This window comes from Streptomyces sp. NPDC092045, from assembly GCF_044756005.1.
Lineage (GTDB): Bacteria > Actinomycetota > Actinomycetes > Streptomycetales > Streptomycetaceae > Streptomyces.
Genome location: NZ_JBIVSC010000007.1, coordinates 133,300 through 153,239 on the forward strand (window position 1 = coordinate 133,300; position 19,940 = coordinate 153,239).

General features: G+C 74.2%; 19 protein-coding genes. 15 read left to right on the forward strand and 4 right to left on the reverse strand.

Going from position 1 to position 19,940, the window contains the following annotated elements; all coding sequences use genetic code 11:
- Window positions 1–36: 36 nt before the first annotated feature.
- The 10 genes from ACIQKA_RS19850 to ACIQKA_RS19895 all read left to right on the forward strand — a co-directional run bounded on the left by ACIQKA_RS19850 (window position 37) and on the right by ACIQKA_RS19895 (window position 9,870).
- Window positions 37–1,233 carry a nitric oxide synthase oxygenase gene (locus tag ACIQKA_RS19850; protein WP_402541747.1) on the forward strand — a complete coding sequence of 399 codons (1,197 nt, stop codon included), beginning with the start codon at window positions 37–39 and terminating at the stop codon, window positions 1,231–1,233.
- An 80-nt stretch (window positions 1,234–1,313) separates the two neighbouring features.
- Entirely contained in the window at window positions 1,314–1,979 is a 666-nt protein-coding gene (locus ACIQKA_RS19855) for a hypothetical protein (protein ID WP_402541749.1), read from the forward strand.
- A gap of 217 nt (window positions 1,980–2,196) precedes the next feature.
- Window positions 2,197–3,846: a sensor histidine kinase gene (locus ACIQKA_RS19860; RefSeq protein WP_383156110.1), complete on the forward strand. Its 1,650-nt coding sequence runs from the start codon at window positions 2,197–2,199 to the stop codon at window positions 3,844–3,846.
- Entirely contained in the window at window positions 3,847–4,248 is a 402-nt protein-coding gene (locus ACIQKA_RS19865) for a roadblock/LC7 domain-containing protein (RefSeq protein ID WP_030690508.1), read from the forward strand.
- The gene (locus ACIQKA_RS19870) at window positions 4,245–4,598 is read left to right on the forward strand and encodes a DUF742 domain-containing protein (protein ID WP_383156113.1); all 354 of its coding nucleotides are present in this window, start codon (window positions 4,245–4,247) and stop codon (window positions 4,596–4,598) included. Before ACIQKA_RS19865 ends, ACIQKA_RS19870 begins: the two co-directional genes overlap by 4 nt.
- On the forward strand, window positions 4,579–5,202 hold the full coding sequence (locus ACIQKA_RS19875; RefSeq protein ID WP_053647516.1) for an ATP/GTP-binding protein: 624 nt from the start codon (window positions 4,579–4,581) through the stop codon (window positions 5,200–5,202). Before ACIQKA_RS19870 ends, ACIQKA_RS19875 begins: the two co-directional genes overlap by 20 nt.
- Complete coding sequence (locus ACIQKA_RS19880; RefSeq protein WP_383156115.1) at window positions 5,199–6,440, forward strand: cytochrome P450; 1,242 nt, start codon at window positions 5,199–5,201, stop codon at window positions 6,438–6,440. Before ACIQKA_RS19875 ends, ACIQKA_RS19880 begins: the two co-directional genes overlap by 4 nt.
- Window positions 6,437–7,681 (forward strand): cytochrome P450, encoded by a 1,245-nt coding sequence (locus ACIQKA_RS19885; RefSeq protein ID WP_383434074.1) that lies wholly within the window; start codon window positions 6,437–6,439, stop codon window positions 7,679–7,681. The genes ACIQKA_RS19880 and ACIQKA_RS19885 overlap by 4 nt, the downstream gene beginning before the upstream one ends.
- Before the next feature lie 217 nt (window positions 7,682–7,898).
- Window positions 7,899–8,978, forward strand: coding sequence for a tryptophan--tRNA ligase (trpS, locus tag ACIQKA_RS19890; protein ID WP_383443718.1), 1,080 nt, complete (start codon window positions 7,899–7,901; stop codon window positions 8,976–8,978).
- A gap of 121 nt (window positions 8,979–9,099) precedes the next feature.
- Window positions 9,100–9,870 (forward strand): hypothetical protein, encoded by a 771-nt coding sequence (locus ACIQKA_RS19895; RefSeq protein ID WP_402541752.1) that lies wholly within the window; start codon window positions 9,100–9,102, stop codon window positions 9,868–9,870.
- Between the two features lie 110 nt (window positions 9,871–9,980).
- Here the strand turns inward: ACIQKA_RS19895 and ACIQKA_RS19900 are convergent, their stop codons facing one another.
- Complete coding sequence (locus tag ACIQKA_RS19900) at window positions 9,981–11,648, reverse strand: BCCT family transporter (protein ID WP_402541830.1); 1,668 nt, start codon at window positions 11,646–11,648, stop codon at window positions 9,981–9,983.
- 213 nt (window positions 11,649–11,861) lie between these two features.
- Window positions 11,862–12,884: an aminoglycoside phosphotransferase family protein gene (locus ACIQKA_RS19905; RefSeq protein WP_383443720.1), complete on the reverse strand. Its 1,023-nt coding sequence runs from the start codon at window positions 12,882–12,884 to the stop codon at window positions 11,862–11,864.
- Window positions 12,885–13,025: 141 nt separating this feature from the next.
- On the opposite strand from ACIQKA_RS19905, the gene ACIQKA_RS19910 reads away from it, so the two are divergent.
- Window positions 13,026–13,739 (forward strand): GntR family transcriptional regulator, encoded by a 714-nt coding sequence (locus ACIQKA_RS19910; RefSeq protein ID WP_402541755.1) that lies wholly within the window; start codon window positions 13,026–13,028, stop codon window positions 13,737–13,739.
- Window positions 13,740–13,896: 157 nt separating this feature from the next.
- Window positions 13,897–15,243 carry an amidohydrolase gene (locus tag ACIQKA_RS19915; RefSeq protein WP_402541757.1) on the forward strand — a complete coding sequence of 449 codons (1,347 nt, stop codon included), beginning with the start codon at window positions 13,897–13,899 and terminating at the stop codon, window positions 15,241–15,243.
- Here the strand turns inward: ACIQKA_RS19915 and ACIQKA_RS19920 are convergent.
- Entirely contained in the window at window positions 15,224–15,598 is a 375-nt protein-coding gene (locus tag ACIQKA_RS19920) for a VOC family protein (RefSeq protein WP_383156132.1), read from the reverse strand. The genes ACIQKA_RS19915 and ACIQKA_RS19920 overlap by 20 nt on opposite strands.
- Window positions 15,599–16,191: 593 nt before the next feature.
- On the opposite strand from ACIQKA_RS19920, the gene ACIQKA_RS19925 reads away from it, so the two are divergent.
- Window positions 16,192–16,488 (forward strand): hypothetical protein, encoded by a 297-nt coding sequence (locus tag ACIQKA_RS19925; RefSeq protein WP_390108725.1) that lies wholly within the window; start codon window positions 16,192–16,194, stop codon window positions 16,486–16,488.
- A gap of 56 nt (window positions 16,489–16,544) precedes the next feature.
- Here ACIQKA_RS19925 and ACIQKA_RS19930 read toward each other — a convergent pair whose 3' ends face one another.
- Window positions 16,545–17,585, reverse strand: coding sequence for an NAD(P)-dependent alcohol dehydrogenase (locus ACIQKA_RS19930; RefSeq protein WP_402541759.1), 1,041 nt, complete (start codon window positions 17,583–17,585; stop codon window positions 16,545–16,547).
- A gap of 481 nt (window positions 17,586–18,066) precedes the next feature.
- Here ACIQKA_RS19930 and ACIQKA_RS19935 point away from each other — a divergent pair, with 481 nt between their 5' ends.
- On the forward strand, window positions 18,067–18,738 hold the full coding sequence (locus tag ACIQKA_RS19935; protein WP_383156160.1) for a beta-glucanase: 672 nt from the start codon (window positions 18,067–18,069) through the stop codon (window positions 18,736–18,738).
- A gap of 201 nt (window positions 18,739–18,939) precedes the next feature.
- Complete coding sequence (locus ACIQKA_RS19940) at window positions 18,940–19,671, forward strand: hypothetical protein (RefSeq protein WP_383434092.1); 732 nt, start codon at window positions 18,940–18,942, stop codon at window positions 19,669–19,671.
- Window positions 19,672–19,940 lie beyond the last annotated feature (269 nt).

Sequence of the window (19,940 nt, forward strand, 5' to 3'; positions counted from 1 at the left end):
CACATCGGGTAGTCATGGAGGCCGGGAGGGAACACCTTGGTCTTCAGTCTGCGCCGCCGGCGGAAGTCGGCCCCCGTCGACGTCTGTCCGTTCACGTCCGACGTCACCCCCGGCCCCCAGGGGCCCCCACGACCGCGCGAGGCGGAGCCGCACGCCACCGACCGGCGGGAGGCGGAGCGCTTCGTCCGGCAGTTCCACCGGGAGGAGCCGCGGGCGGGTGACGCGGAGTCCCGGGTCCGCGCGGTGCTCGCCGAGATCGACCGGACCGGCACGTACGCGCACACCCAGGACGAGCTGGCGTTCGGCGCCCGCGTCGCGTGGCGCAACGCGGCCCGCTGCATCGGCAGGCTCTACTGGCGCAGTCTCGTGGTGCGCGACCTGCGGCACGTCTCCTCGGCCGACGGGATCGCCGAGGCCTGCTTCGAGCACCTGAGGCTGGCCGGCAACGGCGGGCGGATCCGGCCGGTGATCTCGGTCTTCGCGCCGGACCGGCCCGGCCGCCCCGGGCCCCGGATCGTCAACGACCAGCTGGTGCGCTACGCGGGGCACCGCACCCCGGAGGGGCGCTGGCTCGGCGATCCGCGCGGCGCGGAGCCGACCGCGCGCGCCCGCGAGCTGGGGTGGAAGCGGACCGAGGACCCCTTCCAGATACTGCCGTTGATGGTGCGGGAGCGTCCGGACGCCCGGCCGGAGTGGTACGAGCTGCCGGACGGCTGCGTCCTGGAGGTGCCGCTGCGGCATCCGGACCACCCGTGGTTCGCGGAGCTCGGGCTCCGCTGGTACGCGGTGCCGGCGATCAGCGGCATGCCGCTGGAGATCGGCGGGGTGCGCTACGCGGCGGCGCCGTTCAACGGCTGGTACATGGGGGTGGAGATCGGCGCGCGGAACCTCGGCGACACCGACCGCTACAACCTGCTGCCGGTGGTCGCCGACCGTCTGGGTCTGGACCGCTCGTCGGAGCGGACGCTGTGGCGGGACCGGGCGCTGGTCGAGCTGAACGTGGCGGTGCTGCACTCCTTCGAGGAGGCCGGGGTGACGATGGCGGACCACCACACGGAGTCCGAGCGGTTCCTCCGGCACATCGACCGCGAGACCCGCCACGGCAGGCCGACCCCCGCCGACTGGAGCTGGATCGTCCCGCCCGTCTCCGGCTCGGCCACTCCGGTGTTCCACCGCTACTACGACCCGGTCGACGACTCCCTGCGCCCCGCGTTCGTCGAGCGCGAGCGGTAGGGCGGGCGCCGGTCGTCAATCGGGGGGCGCGATCCGGCGGTTCCGCTTAGGGTGCGACGACGGCGAGCCGGAGGGAAGACGTGGAACAGCGGGTGCGGGTGCACAGGGTCGGTCTGGACGGGCGCGAGCTCCGGGTGGTGCGGTCGGTCCCCGGGCCGGACGCGACGGGGCCGGCGCTGCGCGACGACGGGCACTGGCTGTCGATGTACGCCGACCGGGACGGCGCCGACCGGCTCGCCACCCTGTGGGCGCTGGCCGCCCGGTCCGCCCGGTCACTGGTGTACCTGCCGCTCCGGGGCAATCCGGCGCCCCACGACGACGCCGGCGGGACCGAGCCGGTCGCGCTCGACCTGGTGCTGGTCCATCACAGCCTCCAGTTCCCGGCCTCGGCCTGGAAGGGCGTCAGGGCGCGGCTCGGCGCGGGCGTGCCCGGCACCGTGTCCCTGCCCGACGACGACCTTCCGGACGAGGACGCCGTCGACCACGAGCGGCGGCACCACCGGACGTACCGCGACCACCTCGCCTTCGACGTCGCCGCGCACACGCTGTTCGTCGTCGGCAGCTCCACCGCGTTCCGCGAACAGGGTGCCGCGCTGCGCCGGTTCGTCGAGGAGGCGCCTTCCCACGCGCGGCGCCACCCGGAGGCGGGGCACTTCTGCGTGGAGTTCGCCCCGGGCGCGTGGGGCCGGGGGCGGACGCGCCGGCACGTGCCCGGCAGTCTGCACGTCGAGTACCTCAACGCGTGACGGCCGACGGCCTGAGCGCCCGACAGGGAGCGGACGAGGACCGGCACTTCGGTGAACTGTGAGTAAATTCGATCACTCTTGATTGCATAAATGGGACAGTTGAATCTTTACCTGCCTACCGATCCGATCACGTGAGTTCCTAACTGATCAATCTCGCCTCTATAGTGCCGTCGTTGCGACTCCCTTCCCCGCGTGCCCGTTTCTGAGAGTCTGGTTGATGTCGGCGCCGTCCACCCCCTTCCGCCCTGCCCTGCTCGCCTCGTTGCTGACAGCCGCCGCAGGTGGTGCGCTCGCCGCGGCGGCGACCGCCGCGGCGCCGGCCGGGGTCCGTCCCGCGCTCGCCTGGTTCGCCGTCTGCTGCGTCCTGCTGCTCGCCGCCTCGGCCTTCGCCGTCACCTGGTACGGGCGCTCCTCGCGCGCCCTCGGCCGCCGGGTCGAGACGCTCACCGCCGAACTCACCTCCCGCGACGCGTACGCCTCGGCGGCCGCGGCCTCGGCCGAGCGGGAGACCGCGGCCCTGAGGGAGCGGTACGCGGCGGACACCGCGGCCGCCGAGGCCGCCCGCGCCGCTCGGACCGAGGAACTGGTCCGCGCCCACGCGGCCGAGACGGCGGAGCTGGCCCGGGCCCGGGCCGCCGACGTCGCGCGCCTGGAGGAGCGGCTGCGCCGCGCCGAGTCCGGCCGGTCCGCCGCCATGGCCGCCGCCGCCAACGCGGCCGGCCGCATGCAGGCGCTCGCCACGAGCATGCTGGCCGACCTGCGGGAGATGGAGCACCGGCACGCCGACGAGAACGTCCTGACCGACCTCCTGCACCTCGACCACCGCACCGCCCAGGCGGGCCGGCTCGCCGACTCCATCGCCGTGCTGACCGGAGCGCGGTCCGGCCGCCGCTGGGCCCGCCCGATCGTCATGGAGTCGATCCTGCGCGGCGCCATGGGCCGGATCGGCGGCTACCAGCGGGTGCGGCTGCACTCCAGCAGCGACGCGGCCGTGGCGGGCCACGCCGCCGAGGGCGTCATGCACGCCCTGGCCGAACTCATGGACAACGCCGCGAACTTCTCGCCGCCCACCGCCGAGGTCCACGTGTACGTGGAGGAGGTCCCCGCCGGCGTCATCATCGCGGTGGAGGACAGCGGCCTGGTGATGAGCGACGTGCAGCTCCGGCGCGCCGAGACCGCCGTGAGCGCGGAGAACCAGGACCTGGCCGGTCTGTCCGGCACCCGGCTCGGCCTGGCCGTCGTCGGCCGGCTGGCGCGCAAGCACGGTCTGACCGTGTCGTTCCGCCCCTCGGCCCGCGGCGGCACCGGCGCCCTGCTGATGCTGCCGCAGGAGCTGATCAGCCACGTGCCCGCCGAGACGCCGGCCGCGCCCGGCGCCGCGCTGCCCCCCGTGTCCGGCCGCGGCCTGACCGCGCCCGTTCCCGACCGGGCGCCGGCCGACGCCCCGTCGCCCTCCCCCGCCGGCGCGCGGGTCCGGGAGCCCGAGACCGTGCACGAGCCCGACACCGCCCCGGACACCGCGGGTGAGGGCACCGGCGAGCACCCGCAGTTCGGCGAGAGCGGCCTGCCGCGCCGCCGTCGCGGCCGCGCGCTCGCCGCCGCCCACCCCGAGGGGCCCGACGCCGCCGCGAAGCCCCGCGCGGCCGGCCCGCGCAGCGGCGCGGCGGCCGGGGCGGCGTCCCGCTTCGGCACCTTCCGCCGGGCGGTCCGCGACGCCGCCGACCGGCCCGACGCCGGCCCCGAGACCTCCCCGGCGGCGGACGGCTCCCCGGCCGACCCGCCCGTCCCGTCCGACCAGGCCGGCCGGACGTCCGCCCCCCGGACGTCGCCGTCCTCGAACTCCCCGCACCCGGAAGGCACCCCGTAAATGACCGGCACCACCACCGACGAGAAGCTGAGCTGGCTCCTGGAGGGCCTGCTGGAACGCACCCCGGGCACCCGACACGCCCTGGTGCTCTCCCGTGACGGCCTCAAGCTCTGCCGTACCCCCGAGCTCTCCGTCGACCAGGCGGACCAGCTCGCCGCGATCGCCGCCGGCATCCAGAGCCTGTCGCACGGTGCGTCCGTGGAGTTCGGCGACGGCACGGGCGGCGTCCGTTCCGCGATGGCCGAGTTCTACGGCGGCATCCTGTTCATCGTGGAGGCCGGCGAGGGCGCCCACCTCGCGCTCGTCGCCGACGAGGACGCCGACGCCGGACTGGTCGGCCACAACATGTCCGAACTGGTCGAACAGCTCGGCGAGTACCTGGTCGCGAGGCCCCGGGGATGAGCCGACCCAGGCCGGGCAGGGACGATTCCCCGGACCGGCTCTACACCCTGACCGGCGGCCGCAGCCGCGCCGGGTCCGACGCCTTCGACCTGGTGACCCTCGTGGTCGCCGAGAGCGACCCGGCCCCCGGCATGCAGTCCGAGCACGCCGTGATCCTGCGCATGTGCCGCTTCCCGACGGCGGTGGTGGAGGTGGCGGCCGGGCTCGGCCTGCCGGTGTCGATCACCCGGATCCTGCTGGCCGACCTCCACGACACCGGCCGGATCAGCGCACGGCACCCCCGCGCGTCGTACCGCCTTCCCGATCACGACATCCTGGAGCAGGTGCTCGTTGGACTCCGTAACCTCTGAACAGCGCCAGACCCTGCACAGCACCGCCGACAACGGACTGAAGATCGTCGTCGTCGGCGGTTTCGGCGTCGGCAAGACCACCCTGGTGCGCTCGGTCAGCGAGATCCGTCCGCTGAACACCGAGGAGACCATGACGCAGGCGGGCGAGGGCGTCGACGACACCGTCGGCGTCGCCGCGAAGACGGCCACCACCGTGGCCTTCGACTTCGGCCGGATCTCGCTGGACGCCCACAACATCCTCTACCTGTTCGGGGCGCCCGGACAGGAGCGGTTCTGGTTCCTCTGGGACCGGCTGTTCTCCGGGACGCTCGGCGCCGTCGTGCTCGTCGACACGCGCCGGCTCGCCGACTCCTGGTACGCGATCGACCGCCTGGAGCACCACGGCACGCCGTTCGTCGTCGCCTGCAACGACTTCGGCGGCCCCGCCCACACCGCCGGGCAGATCCGCGAGGCCCTCGACCTCTCCGACGGGGTCCCGCTGGTCTTCTGCGACGCCCGGTCGCGCGAGTCCAGCAAGCAGGTCCTGATCACGCTCGTCGAGCACCTGCAGTCCGTCGTCGCCCAGGACCCGACGCCGCAGCCCATTCCGGAGCCCGCCCCGTGACCTGCCCCGTGCCCCACTCCGCGCCCCGGCCCGTCCCCCTGGGCGGGCCCCGGTTCCAGACCGACCCCACCGAGCTGTACCGGCAGATGCGCCGCGAGCACGGGGCGGTCGCCCCGGTCGTCCTGGACGGGGGCGTGCCCGCCTGGCTGGTCCTCGGCTACCGCGAGCTGCACCAGGTCACCAGCGACCCGGTGCTCTTCTCGCGCGACTCCGACCTGTGGAACCAGTGGGACCGCATCCCGGCGGACTGGCCCCTGCTGCCCATGATCGGGCGCAAGCAGCCGTCCATCCTCTACACCGTCGGCGAGCGGCACCGCGAGCGCGCGGACGTCGTCTCGGGCGCCCTGGAGGCGATCGACCCGTTCGTCCTCAGGCAGCGCGCCGAGCGGTTCGCCGACGAGCTGATCGACACGCTGTGCGGCAAGGGCTCCTGCGACATCATCGCCGAGTACGCGATGCTGCTGCCGGTCCGGGTCCTCGCCAGCGTCTACGGCTTCGCCGACGAGCAGGGCCCCGGGCTCGTCAAGGCCATGAACGACATGATCAACGGCCAGGAGGGCGCCCTGGAGGGCCAGCGCCACCTGGGCGAGTCCATGTTCGGGCTGCTCACCGCCAAGGCGGAGGCCCCGGGCGACGACGTCGCCTCGCGGATGCTCGGCAACACGGCCGGCTTCACGGTCGAGGAGGTCGCGCAGGACCTCATGGTGATGATGGCCGCCGGCCACCAGCCCACCGCCGACTGGATCGGCAACTCGCTGCGCCTGATGCTCACCGACGACCGGTTCGCGGCCTCGCTGTCCGGCGGCCGGCACAGCGTCGGCGAGGCGATGAACGAGGTCCTCTGGGAGGACACGCCCACCCAGAACGTCGCCGGACGGTGGGCCTCGCGCGACACCCACCTCGGCGGGCGCCGGATCGGCGGCGGCGACCTGCTGCTGCTCGGCCTGGCCGCCGCCAACTCCGACCCGCACGTACGGGCCGACTCCGGCGCGCTCACCGGCGGCAACAACGCCTACCTGTCCTTCGGGCACGGCGAGCACCGCTGCCCGTTCCCCGCGCAGGAGGTCGCCGAGACCATCGCCCGGACGGGCATCGAGGTGCTGCTCGACCGGCTGCCGGACGTGGACCTCGCGGTGGCCCCGGAGGCCCTCGCCCGCCGCCCCTCCCCCTGGCTGCGCGGGCTGACCGCGCTCCCCGTGACCTACACCCCGACCCCCGCCCTTGGAGCCCTCGGATGAGCTGCCCGTACGACCACACCGCCGCGTCCGGCACCGACGTCATCGAGCTCGACCCGTTCGTCACCGACCTCGACGGCGAGAGCGCCCGGCTGCGCGCCGCCGGACCGCTCGCCCGGGTCGTCCTGCCGGGCGGGGTGCCCTGCTTCGCCGTCACCCGCCACGCCGAGGCCCGGAAGCTGCTCACCGACCCCCGGCTGGTCAAGGACATCGATGTCTGGGGCGCCTGGCAGCGCGGCGAGATACCCCTGGACTGGCCGCTGATCGGCCTGGCCAACCCCGGCAGGTCGATGCTGACCGTGGACGGCGAGGAGCACCGGCGGCTGCGCACCCTGGTCGCGCAGGCGCTGACCGCGCGCCGGGTGGAGCGGCTGCGCGCCGGCATCGAGGCCCTGACCACGGAGATGCTGGACCGGCTCGCCGAGCGCCCGGCGGGCGGGACGGTGGACCTGAAGGCGGAGTTCGCGTACCCGCTGCCGATGAACGTGGTCTGCGAGCTGATGGGCGTGGACCGGGCCGACCAGCCGCGCATGAAGGAGCTGTTCGACAAGTTCTTCTCGACGCAGACCCCGCCCGAGGAGGTGCCGCAGATGATGGCGGACCTGGGCGCCCTGTTCTCGGGGATCGTGGCGGGCAAGAAGGAGGCGCCCGGCGACGACCTCACCAGCGCGCTGATCGAGGCGTCGGAGGACGGCGACCGGCTCACCACGGAGGAGATCACCAACACCCTCCAGCTCATGGTGGCCGCCGGTCACGAGACGACCATCAGCCTGATCGTGAACGCCGTGGTCGCCCTGAGCACCCACCCCGAGCAGCGCGACCTGGTGCTCAGGGGCGAGGTGCCGTGGGAGAACGTGATCGAGGAGACCCTGCGCTGGTCGACGCCCACCTCGCACGTCCTGATCCGGTTCGCCACCGAGGACATCGAGGTCGGCGACCGGGTCCTGCCCAAGGGCGAGGGGCTGATCGTGTCGTTCGGCGCACTCGGCCGGGACGAGGCCCAGTTCGGTCCGACGGCGGGCGACTTCGACGTGACCCGCGCGCCGAACCGGCACATCTCCTTCGGCCACGGCCCGCACGTCTGCCCGGGCGCGGCGCTGTCCCGCCTGGAGGCGTCGGTGGCGCTGCCCGCGCTGTACGGGCGCTTCCCGGAGCTGCGGCTCGCCGTGCCGCGCGAGGAGCTGCGCAACAAGCCGGTCGTCACCCAGAACGACCTCTTCGAGCTCCCGGTCGTCCTGGCCTGAGGGCCGCCGGTGCACCCGCGGGCCTCCGCCGGTGCACCGGCGGAGGCCTGTAAGGTTCACCCATGCGTTCTTCGTCGTGTCCGAGCTGGCGGCGCTCCTCCTAGGAGCGGCCGTTCCTCGCGCATGACCCAAGGGCCGTTCGGACGAACGGCCCTTTCGCGTTTCCCTGAACGGGGTCCTGTCGTTCGGCGGCGTCCACGACCCACCAGGAGACCCCGTGAACACCACCGTCCCTCCCGCCCCCGTCCCTCCCTCCGTCACGGCCGACGCACGGGTCCGCAGCGCCGCCCTGGAGGAGGAGGTCCGCCGGAGTCCGGGGCGGTTCCGCGTCCTCACCGGGGACCGGCCCACCGGACGGCTGCACCTGGGGCACTACTTCGGCACGCTCCGCAACCGGGTCCGGCTCCAGGACCTCGGGGTGGAACTGTTCGTGATCGTCGCGGACTACCAGGTCCTGACCGACCGGGACGTGGCGGACGACCTGCCCGGACACGTCGAGGAGCTGGTCCTCGACCACCTCGCGATCGGGGTGGACCCGGCGCGGAGCACGGTCTTCGCCCACAGCGCCGTCCCCGCCCTCAACCAGCTCATGCTGCCCTTCCTCAGCCTGGTGTCCGTGGCCGAGCTGAACCGCAACCCCACCGTCAAGGACGAGATCGCCCATTCCCGGCAGTCCGCCGTCAGCGGCCTGATGTTCACCTACCCCGTCCACCAGGCCGCCGACATCCTCTTCTGCAAGGCGAACCTGGTCCCGGTCGGCCAGGACCAGCTGCCGCACCTGGAGGTCACCCGGACCATCGCCCGCCGCTTCAACGCCCGTTACGGGGACGGGGTGTTCCCCGAGCCCGAGGCGCTGCTCTCCGACGCGCCGCTGCTGCTCGGCACCGACGGGACCAAGATGAGCAAGAGCCGGGGCAACGCCGTCGCCCTGGCGGCGAGCGCGGACGAGACCGCCCGGCTGCTGCGGGGCGCGAAGACCGACTCCGAGCGCCGCATCGCGTACGACCCGGTCCACCGCCCCGAGGTGTCCTCCCTGCTCCTCCTGGCCTCCCTCTGCCAGGGCGGCACCCCCGAGGAGATCGCCGCCGGCATCGGCTCGGGCGGGGCCGCCGCGCTGAAGAGGACCGTGACGGAGGCGGTCAACGAGCACCTGGCGCCGGTCCGGGCGCGCCGCGCGGCGTACGCGGAGGACCGGGCCCACCTCCGCGCGGTGCTGCGGGAGGGGAACGAGCGCGCCCGCGCGGTGGCCGACGCCACGCTCGCGGAGGTGCGGGCGGCCATGAACGGCCTCTATTGAAGGGCGGGTTCGGGAACGGTCCCGTTTCTGAGTAGCCGTACTCATGCCGGGGGCAGGTTTCGACGGAACCATGACCGCAGGCGTGCGCGGGTCCCCGCGCACCGGTCCGGAGGGGGACGGCATGAGCAGGGTCGTGGGCGCGTTCGTGGTGGCGGGCCTCGCGGTCGGGGCGCTGGTCCTGGCGTACGCGGTGGGGGCGCCGCCCGGGACGGTGCTCGCCGTCGGGGCGGGCGTCCTCGGGCTGCTCTGGCTCCTGCTGCTCCTGACCGCGCCGTGGAACCTGTACTTCCGGGCGCACGCGGTCCTCGCCGAGATCGCGGTCAGCCGCGAGAAGGGCCTCGAAGTCTCCGGGGAGCGGGACGCCGAGGCGGGGCGGATCGCGCGCGTGATGCTGCGGGTCGCCGTCGCCGGGCACGTGGCGACGGCCGCCGCCGTGCTCGCGGTCGCCGCCGCGACCGGCCGGGAGGCGGGCTACTGGTGCGCCGGGTTCTTCCTGCTGAGCACGGTGTTCCGGCCGGCCGGGGCGTACTTCGGCCGACTGCGCGGCCGGCTGGGCACGCTGCTCCGGGAGGTGACGTACCCCCGGGACGACGTGGTGGCGCTGCGGGAGCGGGTCGCCGCCCTCGAAGCGGGCGGCACGGTGCTCCAGGACAAGGCGGAGGAGCAGTACCGGGCCCTGGCAGAGCTGCGCAGGACCGTGGAAGCGGTCGGCCTCTCCGCGCACGAGCGCGCCGAGCGGACCGACCGGAGCGTGGCGGCCCTGGCCCGCGAGTTCGAGGCGACGGTGAACCGGCTCACCGACAACGAGGAGATCATCGCCGGTCTGAAGGCGTTCCTGCGGCTGCTGCGCTCCACCGACCTCACCGCCGGCCCCGCCGACTCCCCCGCCTGACCGCCGGGCGGGCGGTTCCCGCGGGCGTCCCGGCCGCCGTGGGGGCCGCCCGCGGGAAGGCCGGCCCCCACCGGGCGCGGGCCGCCCCGGTCCCCGCCCCCCGTCCTCCGTCAGCGGCCGTCCTGGCCCGACTCGCCCTCTCCGGGCCCGATCCGCAGCTCGAAGTCCCCGGAGTACTTCTCGTGTCCGGCGATCACGGCGAGTTCGACGGCCTCCTCCCCCATCTCGCCGCGGACGATGAGCGGGTCCCTGCGCAGGTCCCGCATGAGCGCCACGCACATCCCGATCATGACGAGCACGAACGGCGCCGCGACCAGGATGGTGAGGTTCTGCAGGCCCGCGAGCGCGTCTCCCTCGCCGTCGCCGATGAGGAGCATGATCGCGGCGACCGCGCCGGTCACCACGCCCCAGAAGACCACCACGGGCTGGGTGGGCTCGAAGGAGCCGCGCTGCGAGAGCGTCCCCATGACGATCGAGGCGGCGTCCGCGCCGGACACGAAGAAGATGCCGACGAGGATCATCACGAGCAGGCTCATGGTGCCGGCGATCGGGAACTCCTGGAGGACGCCGAAGAGCTGTCCCTCGGGGGTGCTCTCCCCGGCCAGTTCGCCCTGCTCCCGGAGCTTCATCGCCGTGCCGCCGAAGATGGCGAACCAGATCAGGCTGACGGTGCTGGGGACGAGGATGACCCCGCCGACGAACTGGCGGATGGTCCGGCCCCGGCTGATGCGGGCGATGAACATGCCGACGAAGGGCGTCCAGGAGATCCACCACGCCCAGTAGAAGACGGTCCAGCTGCCCAGCCAGTCGTGGATGTTCTCGCCGCTGGTCGCCTCGGTGCGGCCGGCCAGCTGCGGCAGGTCGCCGATGTAGGCGGCGATCGAGGTGGGCAGCAGGTCGAGCACGATGATGGTGGGGCCCGCCACGAAGACGAAGACGGCGAGGATCGCCGCGAGCACCATGTTGATGTTGGAGAGCCACTGGATGCCGCGCTCCACGCCGGAGACGGCGGAGAGGACGAAGGCCACGGTGAGGACCGCGATGATGGCGACGAGCAGCCCCGTGCCGGTCTTCTCCATCCAGTTCAGCTCCTCGAAGCCGCTGCCGATCTGGAGCGCGCCGAGGCCGAGGGAGGCGGCGGAGCCGAAGAGGGTGGCGAAGATGGCCAGGATGTCGATGACCCGGCCGGGACCGCCGTACGCCCGCTTCTCGCCCATCAGCGGGACGAAGACGGCGCTGATGGTCTGGCGGCGTCCGCGCCGGAAGCTGGAGTAGGCGATGGCGAGGCCGACGACGGCGTAGATCGCCCACGGGTGGAGCGTCCAGTGGAAGAGCGTGGTGGCCATGGCGGTCTGCATCCGCTCGGCCGAGTCGACGGGGTGGGTGCCGGGCGGCGGGGTGCCGTAGTGGGCGAGCGGTTCGCTCACGCCGTAGAACATCAGGCCGATGCCCATGCCGGCGCTGAACATCATGGCGATCCACGACACGGTCCGGAACTCGGGGCCCTCCTCCTCCCGGCCGAGGGTGATCCGGCCGTAGCGGCTGATGGCGAGCCACAGCGCGAAGACGACGAACCCGGAGGCGGCGAGCATGAACGCCCAGCCGCCGTCGCGGATCAGCCCGTCGAGGAGGGAGCTGGAGACGTCCTGAAGGCTCTCGGTGGCCGTGGCTCCCCAGACGACGAAGGCCAGGGTGAGGACGGCGGCGACCCCGAACACGATCCGGTCGGTACGGGCGTGGTGGCGCCGGTCGGAGCGGGTGAGGAGGGTCGGCAGCACCGGCAGCCCCCGGCTCCTCGCCCGTTCGGCGCCCTTCCGACGGCCTTCCGGCCTCTCTTCTTCCTGCGACACGGGCGGCACCTTTCACGGCATTGCGCGGCATTACGGGGCAAATATCACATTGCTTCCGTAAGGCAGTACCACAGGCGCGGTCCGTCCCGGCGGACCAACAGGCCCTCGCGCCTCCTCCTTCCCCCGGGCCGGCGCCCTCCCTCAGCCCGCCGCGTCCTCGAACACCGTGGTCGCGCCGAAGAGTTCCCCCACCCAGTGGGCGCTGGCCTCGTCGCAGCCGGTGGTCGGGGTGCCGGGGAAGAGCCGGAACCAGGAGGCGGCCCGGCCGAGGGCGGCGAGGCGGGTGGCGAGCCCCGCGGCGCGGCGCAGCTCCGGGAGGGAGGGGCCCAGGTCGGTCCAGGGCTCCAGATAGGCGTCGCGCAGCCGCCCCACGTGCTCGGGGCCGTACCGTTCGAGGACGGCGCGGGCGGGGACGAGGAGGCTGCCGAAGGGGTGGCCGACGGCCGCGTCGCCCCAGTCGAAGAAGGTGAAGCGGCCGGGGGCGGGAGCCAGCACCTGCCCGTCGTGCAGGTCGCAGTGGTCGAGCGAGTCCGGGACGCCGTACGCGTCGAGCTCCGCGCACCAGTCGACCAGGCGGGGCCGCCCGGCCAGGAGGGCGCGGCGGGCCGCCGGGTCCAGGACGGGGTTGTCCGCGACGAGGCCGTCGAAGAGGGCGGGCAGCCGGGCGGTGCGGGCGTCGGGCACGCCGAGGGCGGTCATCCGGTCCGCGTACGGGGTCAGCGCCCGCTGCATGCGCGCGTACTGGGCGAGGGCCCCCACCCAGGAGTCCGGTCCCGCGTCGCCCGCGTCCAGGACGTTCCGGAAGAGGGGTCCGCCGTCGGGGAGCAGGGACCACGCCCGCCCGGCGTCGACCGCCAGCGGGGTCACGACGTGGCCGGGCGCCCACCGCGCGAGGGCGTCGCCGAGGGGCGCCTCGAAGGCGTTGTCGGGCGCTCCCGCCTTGAACCAGACGGCGTCGCGCTCCCCGGGTCCGGTGCGGAAGCGCACGAGGATCGACCAGGGGCGGAGCCTGACCTCGCGGGTCCCGGTCTCGACCAGTCCGTGCCGGTCGAGCGCCCGCTCCGCCCACGCGAGGGCGGCCGCGCGCCAGTCCTCGTCCTCCCAGGGGGTGACCGCGTCCTCGAACCGCCCCCGGTCGACGGTCATCGGCTTCGTGGACGTCATGGGTGTCTCCTGTCGCATCGACCGATCCCATCACCGGGCCGGACCGGATGCACACGAATATCCGGAGGCGTCCGGGGCCCGGCGTATCCTCGCCCCGGACGCACCCGACGGGGGGCCGCGGAGAGGGAAGGGGCGGACAGGGTGACGGCGGACAAGGCGGCGGGTCCGAGCGGGACGGGTTCGGGCGGGGCGGGTCCGGGCGGGGCGGGTCCGGGCGGGGCGGGCCCGGGCCCCCTCAGCGCGCGGGCGCGGGAGGCCGTCCTCCAGCGGATCGTCGACCGGCGGTACGCGCAGGGCGCCCGGCTGGTGGAGCGGGAGGTCGCCGAGGAGCTCGGCATGTCCCGCGTACCGGTGCGCGAGGCGCTGCGCGCCCTGGTGGCCGAAGGGCTCCTGGAACTGCTCCCGCACAGCGGCGTCCGCGTGCGCCGGCTCGAACGCGCCGACGTGGAGCACCTGTACGAGGTGTGGGAGCCGCTCGCGGTCCAGGCGTCGCGGCTCGCGGCGCGGGCGGTGGCGGCGGACGGGAGCCCCGCCGCCCTGGAGGCGGCCCTCCGCCGGGCCGAGTCGGCGGCGGCGGCCGACGAGGGAGCCGGCGAGGTGGCGGCGCACACGGCGTTCCACGAGGAGGTCGTGGCGCTGTCGGGCAATCCCCTGCTCGCCCGCACGATGGAGCAGCTGGGCTGGCAGCTGCGGCTGCTGTTCGGGCTGCGCGAGGAGCCCGCGCACATGCGGGCCCAGCACGCCGAGATGTACCGGCGCATCGCCGCGGGCGACCCGGAGGCGGCGGCGGCGAGCACGCTGCTGCACGTGCGCGACAGCAGGGCCGTCGCGCTGCGCTCGCTCTTCGGCGCCTGAAGTATTCGTATACCAAAACATCAGGCCTCTTTCTTGCTCCCTTCTCGCACGCTTCAAGAACCCGGCTTTTCTGGAGCTTCTCCTTGCGTGACTTGTCACTCCTATGCACTTGGTATACCAAGTAGGGAGCCGATGCCCCGCGCCGAAGGAGTCCCCCATGCAGTCGTCCCCGCCTTCCCCCGGCGCGCTCTCCCGCCGCACGATGCCGGCCGGGGGCGCGACCGAGGCGGTCGGAGCGGTCGGAGCGGTCGATGCCCCGGTGTCCCCCGCGGCGGAGCACCGCGCCGAGGCCCTGGTCTTCCGCGACGTGCGCCCGTTCGGCGCGAAGAGGGCCACGGACCTGGTGGTCGTCGACGGCCGGATCTCGGCCGGTCCGGCGCCGCGCGGCGCGAAGGTCGTCGAGGGCGGCGGCCGCATCGCCCTCCCGTCCCTCGTCGACGCGCACGTCCACCCCGACAAGACGACCTGGGGCGGCTCCTGGGTGTCGCGGAAGCCGGCGAGCGGCATCGCCGACCACGTCGCCCAGGACGTGGAGCTGTTCCGTTCCCAGCGCCGCTCCGTCGCGGAGCGCGCGTACGGGCTGATGAGCCACGCCGTCGCCCGGGGCACCCGGGCGATGCGCGCCCACGCCGACGTGGCCCCGGCCTACGGTCTGGAGGGGGCGGAGGGCGTCGCGGAGGCCCGCGAGCAGCTGCGCCACGCCCTCGACGTCCAGATCGTGGCCTTCCCGCAGCACGGCGTCGTCCGTACGCCGGGCACGGCGGCGCTCCTGGAGCGCGCGGCGCGCGAGGGCCTGGTGGACATGATCGGCGGCATCGACCCGATCGGTTTCGACCGCGCCCTCGACGAGCAGCTCGACCTGGTCTTCGGCATCGCGGACCGGCACGGCGTGGGCGTGGACATCCACCTCCACGACCGGGGCGAGACGGGCCTGAAGGCCCTGCGCGGCATCATCGACCGCACCCGCGCCCTCTCCCTCGCCGGCAAGGTGACCGTCAGCCACGTCTTCTGCCTGCCCGGCCTGCCGGACCGCGAACTCGGTTCCGTAGCGGCCGACCTGGGCGAGCAGGACATCGCCCTCACCACGGTCGCGCCGTCCGACTCCCTGGTCCTCCCGATCGCCCGGCTGCGCGAGCACGGGGTGCGGGTCGGCCTCGGCTCGGACGGCGTGCGCGACTCCTGGAGCCCGTTCGGCAACGCCGACATGCTGCACCGCGCGCACGTCCTCGGCTGGGTGACGGACGTGCGGCTCGACGACGAACTGGCGGAGTGCCACCGGGTCGCGGCCCACGGCGGCGCGGACGTCATGGGCCTCGCGCACGCCGACCTGGAGCCGGGCGCCCCGGCCGACTTCGTCCTCGTGCGGGGCGAGTGCCTGCCGCAGGTGGTCGTCGACGTGCCCCGCCGGGACGTCGTCGTCCACGGCGGGGCGGTCGTGGCGCGGGACGGGGAGTTCCTCGACCGATCCCGGCGGCGCCCGGTTCCTACAGGTACGGGCGGGTGATCAGTTCCATCGCGTGGCCCGCGGGGTCCTTGAAGTAGACCCCGCGGCCGCCGTGCTCGGTGTTGGTCTCGCCGGGCCGCCGCATCTGCGGGTCGGCCCAGTGCTCGATGCCCCGCTCGCGCAGGCGCCCGTAGGCCCGCTCGAACAGCTCGTCGTCGACGAGGAACGCGTAGTGCTGCATCTGGATCTCCACCGGGGGCTCGGCGAACTGGATCAGTACGCCGTCGGGGAGCTGGACGTTGACGAACGGGCCCCAGGAGGGCGCTTCGGGGAGTTCGAGCAGCTCCCGGAGGAAACGCGCCGACTCGTGCCGGTCCTCGGCCGCGATGATGGTGTGGTTGAACGTGACTGACATGGGGACGACCTCGCTCTTGTTCGACAGGGGAAGGAACGTGCAGTGCTCGTGCACTGGGGGGTCCTCGTGTCGAACGGCGGTGGTACGTCCCGCGCACCCGCCGGGCGGTCAGTCGTCCACCGGGTCGCCCGTCCGTGTGTGGCGCATCGCCGGTCCGGTGTTCACGTCGCAGGACGTTACGTGATCGGCGCGGGTCGCGGCAAGGGCGTTCGAGGGGATCGGGCGTTCGCACTCAGGGGAGTCGAGTACGCGTGCTCATCCTCCGCCGCCCCGGCCGCTCCTACCGTTTCCACCGGGGCCGCACGGCGTGCGCCGACGCGGAGCGGAAGGGAACGGTACGGACGATGGGCTTCCACGAGCGGGGCGCGAGCGGGCGGGGCACGCCCGGGTGGGGCACGCCCGGGCAGGAGGTGTCCGGGCAGGGCCGCCACGGCTGGTGGCCCTACGGTCGGGACGTGCCGGGACGGGGCGCCCACGGGGCGGGACCCCACGGTCCGTGGGCCCACGGACCGGGCCGCCCCCACGGTCGAGGGGCGCCCGGGCAGGGCGGTCCCGCCGACGACGGGCGGGGAAGGGCCCCCACGGGATACCTGGTGACGGTCGGGCTGCCGGCCTCGCTGGGGTCCGTGGTCGACGGGCTCGCCTTCTACCTCTCGATCTTCGCCACCGACAGCTGCGGTCCCCGCAACCCGGCGCTCGTGTGCACCACCTTCGGGCTGCTGTCGGTGTGGGCCCTGCCCTGGATCGGGCTCGGGCTCGGGGTGGCGGTCTCGACGGGCTTCGGCCTGTGGGCCCGGCGGCGCGGACGCACCCCGTGGATCCACCTGCCGGTCGGCGTCCTGCTGTACGCGGCGTCGCTCTTCGGCGCCTGGACCGTCATGATCTCGTGAGCGCGCGGGCCCGGGGCCGCCCGCTCGCGCGCGTCGGCCCGGGCCCCGCGGGGCGGTCAGCCGTTCGGCAGGATGACCGCGCGTCCGGCGACGCGCCCTTCGTGCAGCCGCTCGTAGGCCTTCGGGGCCTCGTCCAGGGTGTACGTCTCCACGTGGACGTCGACGGAGCCGGCGCGGGCCAGGTCGAGCACCTCGATCAGCTCGGCGCGGGTGCCCCAGTACGGGGAGGCCACGGAGACCTCGTACGCCGGGGAGCCGAAGCCGACGGGCAGGGCGCCGCCACCGAGGCCGACGATCGTGACGTCGCCCTCGACCGCGGCCATCGCGCCCGCCGAGGTCACCGTGGGAGCGGCTCCCACGAAGTCGAGGACGACCTCGGCGCCGCGCCCGCCGGTCAGTTCGCGGACCTTCGCGGCCGCCGACGCGTCGGAGATCACGGCCTCGTGGGCGCCGACGGCGCGGGCGAGGGCGAGCTTCTCCTCGGTGACGTCCAGGGCGACGACCCGGGCCGCGGTCATGGCGCGCAGGAGCTGGACGGCGACGTGGCCGAGCCCGCCCGTGCCGATGACGACGGCGGTGCTGCCGGGGACGAGCTTCGGCAGGGAGCGCTTGACGGCGTGGTACGGGGTGAGGCCCGCGTCCGTGAGCGGCGCGGCCCGCACGGGGTCGAGGCCGCCGAGCGGGACCAGGTGGCGGGGGCTGTCGACCACCATGTACTCGGCGATGGCGCCGGGGGCGCCGAGACCGGGCGGCCTGATGCCCAGCTCCTCGGCCCGCAGGCAGTAGTTCTCCTTGCCCTGCGCGCACATGAAGCAGGCACCGCAGCCCCAGGGTCCGTAGACGGCGACCGGGTCGCCGACGGCGAACCCCGCGACGCCCGCGCCGAGCACCTCGACGGTGCCGACGCCCTCGTGCCCGAGGGTCAGGGGCAGCGGGAAGGGCAGCTGGTCGGCGGGCCGGCTCATGACCGCGATGTCGGAGTGGCAGACGCCGGCGGCGGTGACCTTGAGGAGGACCTGCCCGGGGCCGGGCTCCGGGTCGGGGACGGTGACGACCTCGGGCGGGGAGCCCACCGCGCGGTACTGGAGTGCCTTCATGACGGTGTGTCCTTCGCTTTCTCGCGGTTTCCGGGGTTCGGCGGGCCGGCGGGGGCGCCGGACGCCTCCCGGCCGGATCCGGCGAGGAGCGGGCGGGGTGCGGCCGGTGCCGACGGCGTTGATACGTACCCCCGGGGAGGCGCGTGCGAGTGCCGCCGTCCCGGTGAGACCGGTGGGGACGGTGAAGGCGATGAGGCCTGTGAAGCCTGTGAAGCCTGTGATGGTGACGGTCACGGAGGCTGGGGCCGGGAGCCGGTGACGGGGTGCGGTGACGGCGCCAGGCGACAGGTTTGGTGACGAGTTGTCGCCAAGTGGTGACACACTGTGGTTACTCCGGACGGAACGGGGCAGATCGTCCACGGGCCGACGCGTGCCCGTGCGAGAGGAGTGAGCCGTGCTCTCCGACTTCTTCGACAGACTGCTGCGCCGCGGTTCCGGTTCCGGCACGGGACCACCCGCCGACTCCGGAGCCGCGCCGGGGGTGCCCGGCCAGGCGCGACCGCCCCGGAACCTCGTCCTCGACGCCGACTTCTCCTCCGCCGAGCAGTGGGTCGCCGGCCGCTCCTGGGCCTATCCCCACGGCGGCCCGACCAACCCCGGCGACAACAAGCTCGACCACCTCACGGACGATCCCGCGTACAGCAGGAGCGGGGTCTTCCGGGCGACCCCCCGGCCCGATGGCCGCTGGACCGCCGGACTGCTCACCACCGAGGGCAGCGCCGAGGGGTTCCTCGTGCGGACGGGCGACGTCCTGGAGGCCAGGGTGCGGCTGCCCTCGGAGATCGGCGCCTGGCCGGCGATCTGGACCTGGCGCGACGGCGGCCAGGAGATCGACGTCTTCGAGTACCACCCCGACAACCCGGACCTCCTGGAGCTGTCGAACCGGGTCCGGGGCCGCCACCACTACTTCCGGGACCCGGCCGTCCGTCCGGGGGCGTGGATCGACTTCCGGGTCGAGTTCGGCGCGCGCTCGGTGGTGTGGTGGGTGAACGGCGCGCGGGCCTTCGACGACCGCCGCGGGGTGGGCCGCTCCTGGCGGGCCCACCTCATCGTGAACCTCTCGGTGTGCGCGGGCCGCTACCACCCGGCGCCCGCGCCCGGCACGGCGGAGATGTCGTACGAGGTGACGGAGCTGCGCGTGTACCGCGGCTGACCCGGGCGGGCGCCGTGCGCCGCTCCGCCCGCCCCCTCCGTACGGCCGTCTCCGCACCGGCCTTCCCCGTACGGCGGGAAGCGGGGTGCCGACGCGCGCGACGTCGGGGGAAGCGTCGTGGGGGCAACGGGTGTTGCGTAGGCTCGAACAGAGCGTTCCGCGCACCCGCACCGTGCCGCCCGTACGACGAGGAGGACCTCCATGACCACCGCCGAAGAGGGACGGCAGCGGCTCGACGCGGCCAGTGTGCTCAACGCGAAGAGGACGCTGCTCCAGCTCCTCGCCCGGGCCGGCGTCTGGTCCGGGGACGCGGAGGAGCTGATCGGGTTCGTCGAGGCGGGCGCCCTGGCCCTCGCGTACGAGGAGGTCGGCGGGGCCGGGCGGAGCGCCCCGGACGGGAAGGGCGAGGCCTATGCCGCCGGCTGGCTCGACGGGGCCCGGGCCGTGGCCGACGAGCTCGGCGGCGTCGCCGAACGGTCCCTGCGCCGGGCCCTCGCCGCCGATCCCACGGCCGACTCCCCCGACGACCGCCCTCCCGTCGGGCGCACGGAGATGGAGCGGACCAAGGTGGCGGTCACCCCGATCTACCTCTCGTTCACCGACGTCTCCGACCTCGATCCGGAGGTCACCGAGCAGGTGCTCGGCGCCGTCCTGCGCACGATGAACTCCCGTCAGCGCTCCCGGTACGCCGGGCGGTTGGCGGAGTTCGCCACGACCCACCGGGAGCGTCTGGAGCGGCTGTACGCGGAGTACGGGCCGGGCAGTGCCATCGCGATCCACGGCCGCTACACCCTCGTGCACTCCCCCACCAGCGTCGCCGTCCTGGAGCGGCTCGCGGCGGCGCCCTCCGCCCTCTACGAGGAGTGGGACGCCGCCGAGCTGCCTCCCGCGTGGCTGGACGGTCTGACGAAGGCCTGGGGCGCACCGGCCTGATCCGCCCTCCGCCGCCGGAGGACACACGCCGGAGCACACGCGCCGGAGGACCCGCGAAGGGGAAGAGTGAACGTTTCTTCCCGGGTCGTCACCGGCTTCGCCGGCTGTCGCTCATCGCGGAAGGGGTCCGGGTACGAGGCGGGGAAAGGCTCCTCCGAGCGGTCGGAGCGTCCGTCCGGTCCCCGGCGGGCGTCGGTCCAGATGACCTCGATGCCGAGGGGCCGGGACATCTCGTCGGACCGCCAGGAGGGCGGGAAGAACCGGTCCTT

Excerpts from the sequence above, each read along its gene's own strand:
- ACIQKA_RS19860 (WP_383156110.1), top strand. The coding sequence starts at position 2,197 with ATGTCGGCGCCGTCCACCCCCTTCCGCCCTGCCCTGCTCGCCTCGTTG.
- ACIQKA_RS19865 (WP_030690508.1), top strand. The coding sequence starts at position 3,847 with ATGACCGGCACCACCACCGACGAGAAGCTGAGCTGGCTCCTGGAGGGC.
- ACIQKA_RS19870 (WP_383156113.1), top strand. The coding sequence starts at position 4,245 with ATGAGCCGACCCAGGCCGGGCAGGGACGATTCCCCGGACCGGCTCTAC.
- ACIQKA_RS19885 (WP_383434074.1), top strand. The coding sequence starts at position 6,437 with ATGAGCTGCCCGTACGACCACACCGCCGCGTCCGGCACCGACGTCATC.
- ACIQKA_RS19895 (WP_402541752.1), top strand. The coding sequence starts at position 9,100 with ATGAGCAGGGTCGTGGGCGCGTTCGTGGTGGCGGGCCTCGCGGTCGGG.
- ACIQKA_RS19905 (WP_383443720.1), bottom strand. The coding sequence starts at position 12,884 with ATGACGTCCACGAAGCCGATGACCGTCGACCGGGGGCGGTTCGAGGAC.
- ACIQKA_RS19915 (WP_402541757.1), top strand. The coding sequence starts at position 13,897 with ATGCAGTCGTCCCCGCCTTCCCCCGGCGCGCTCTCCCGCCGCACGATG.
- ACIQKA_RS19920 (WP_383156132.1), bottom strand. The coding sequence starts at position 15,598 with ATGTCAGTCACGTTCAACCACACCATCATCGCGGCCGAGGACCGGCAC.
- ACIQKA_RS19930 (WP_402541759.1), bottom strand. The coding sequence starts at position 17,585 with ATGAAGGCACTCCAGTACCGCGCGGTGGGCTCCCCGCCCGAGGTCGTC.
- ACIQKA_RS19940 (WP_383434092.1), top strand. The coding sequence starts at position 18,940 with ATGACCACCGCCGAAGAGGGACGGCAGCGGCTCGACGCGGCCAGTGTG.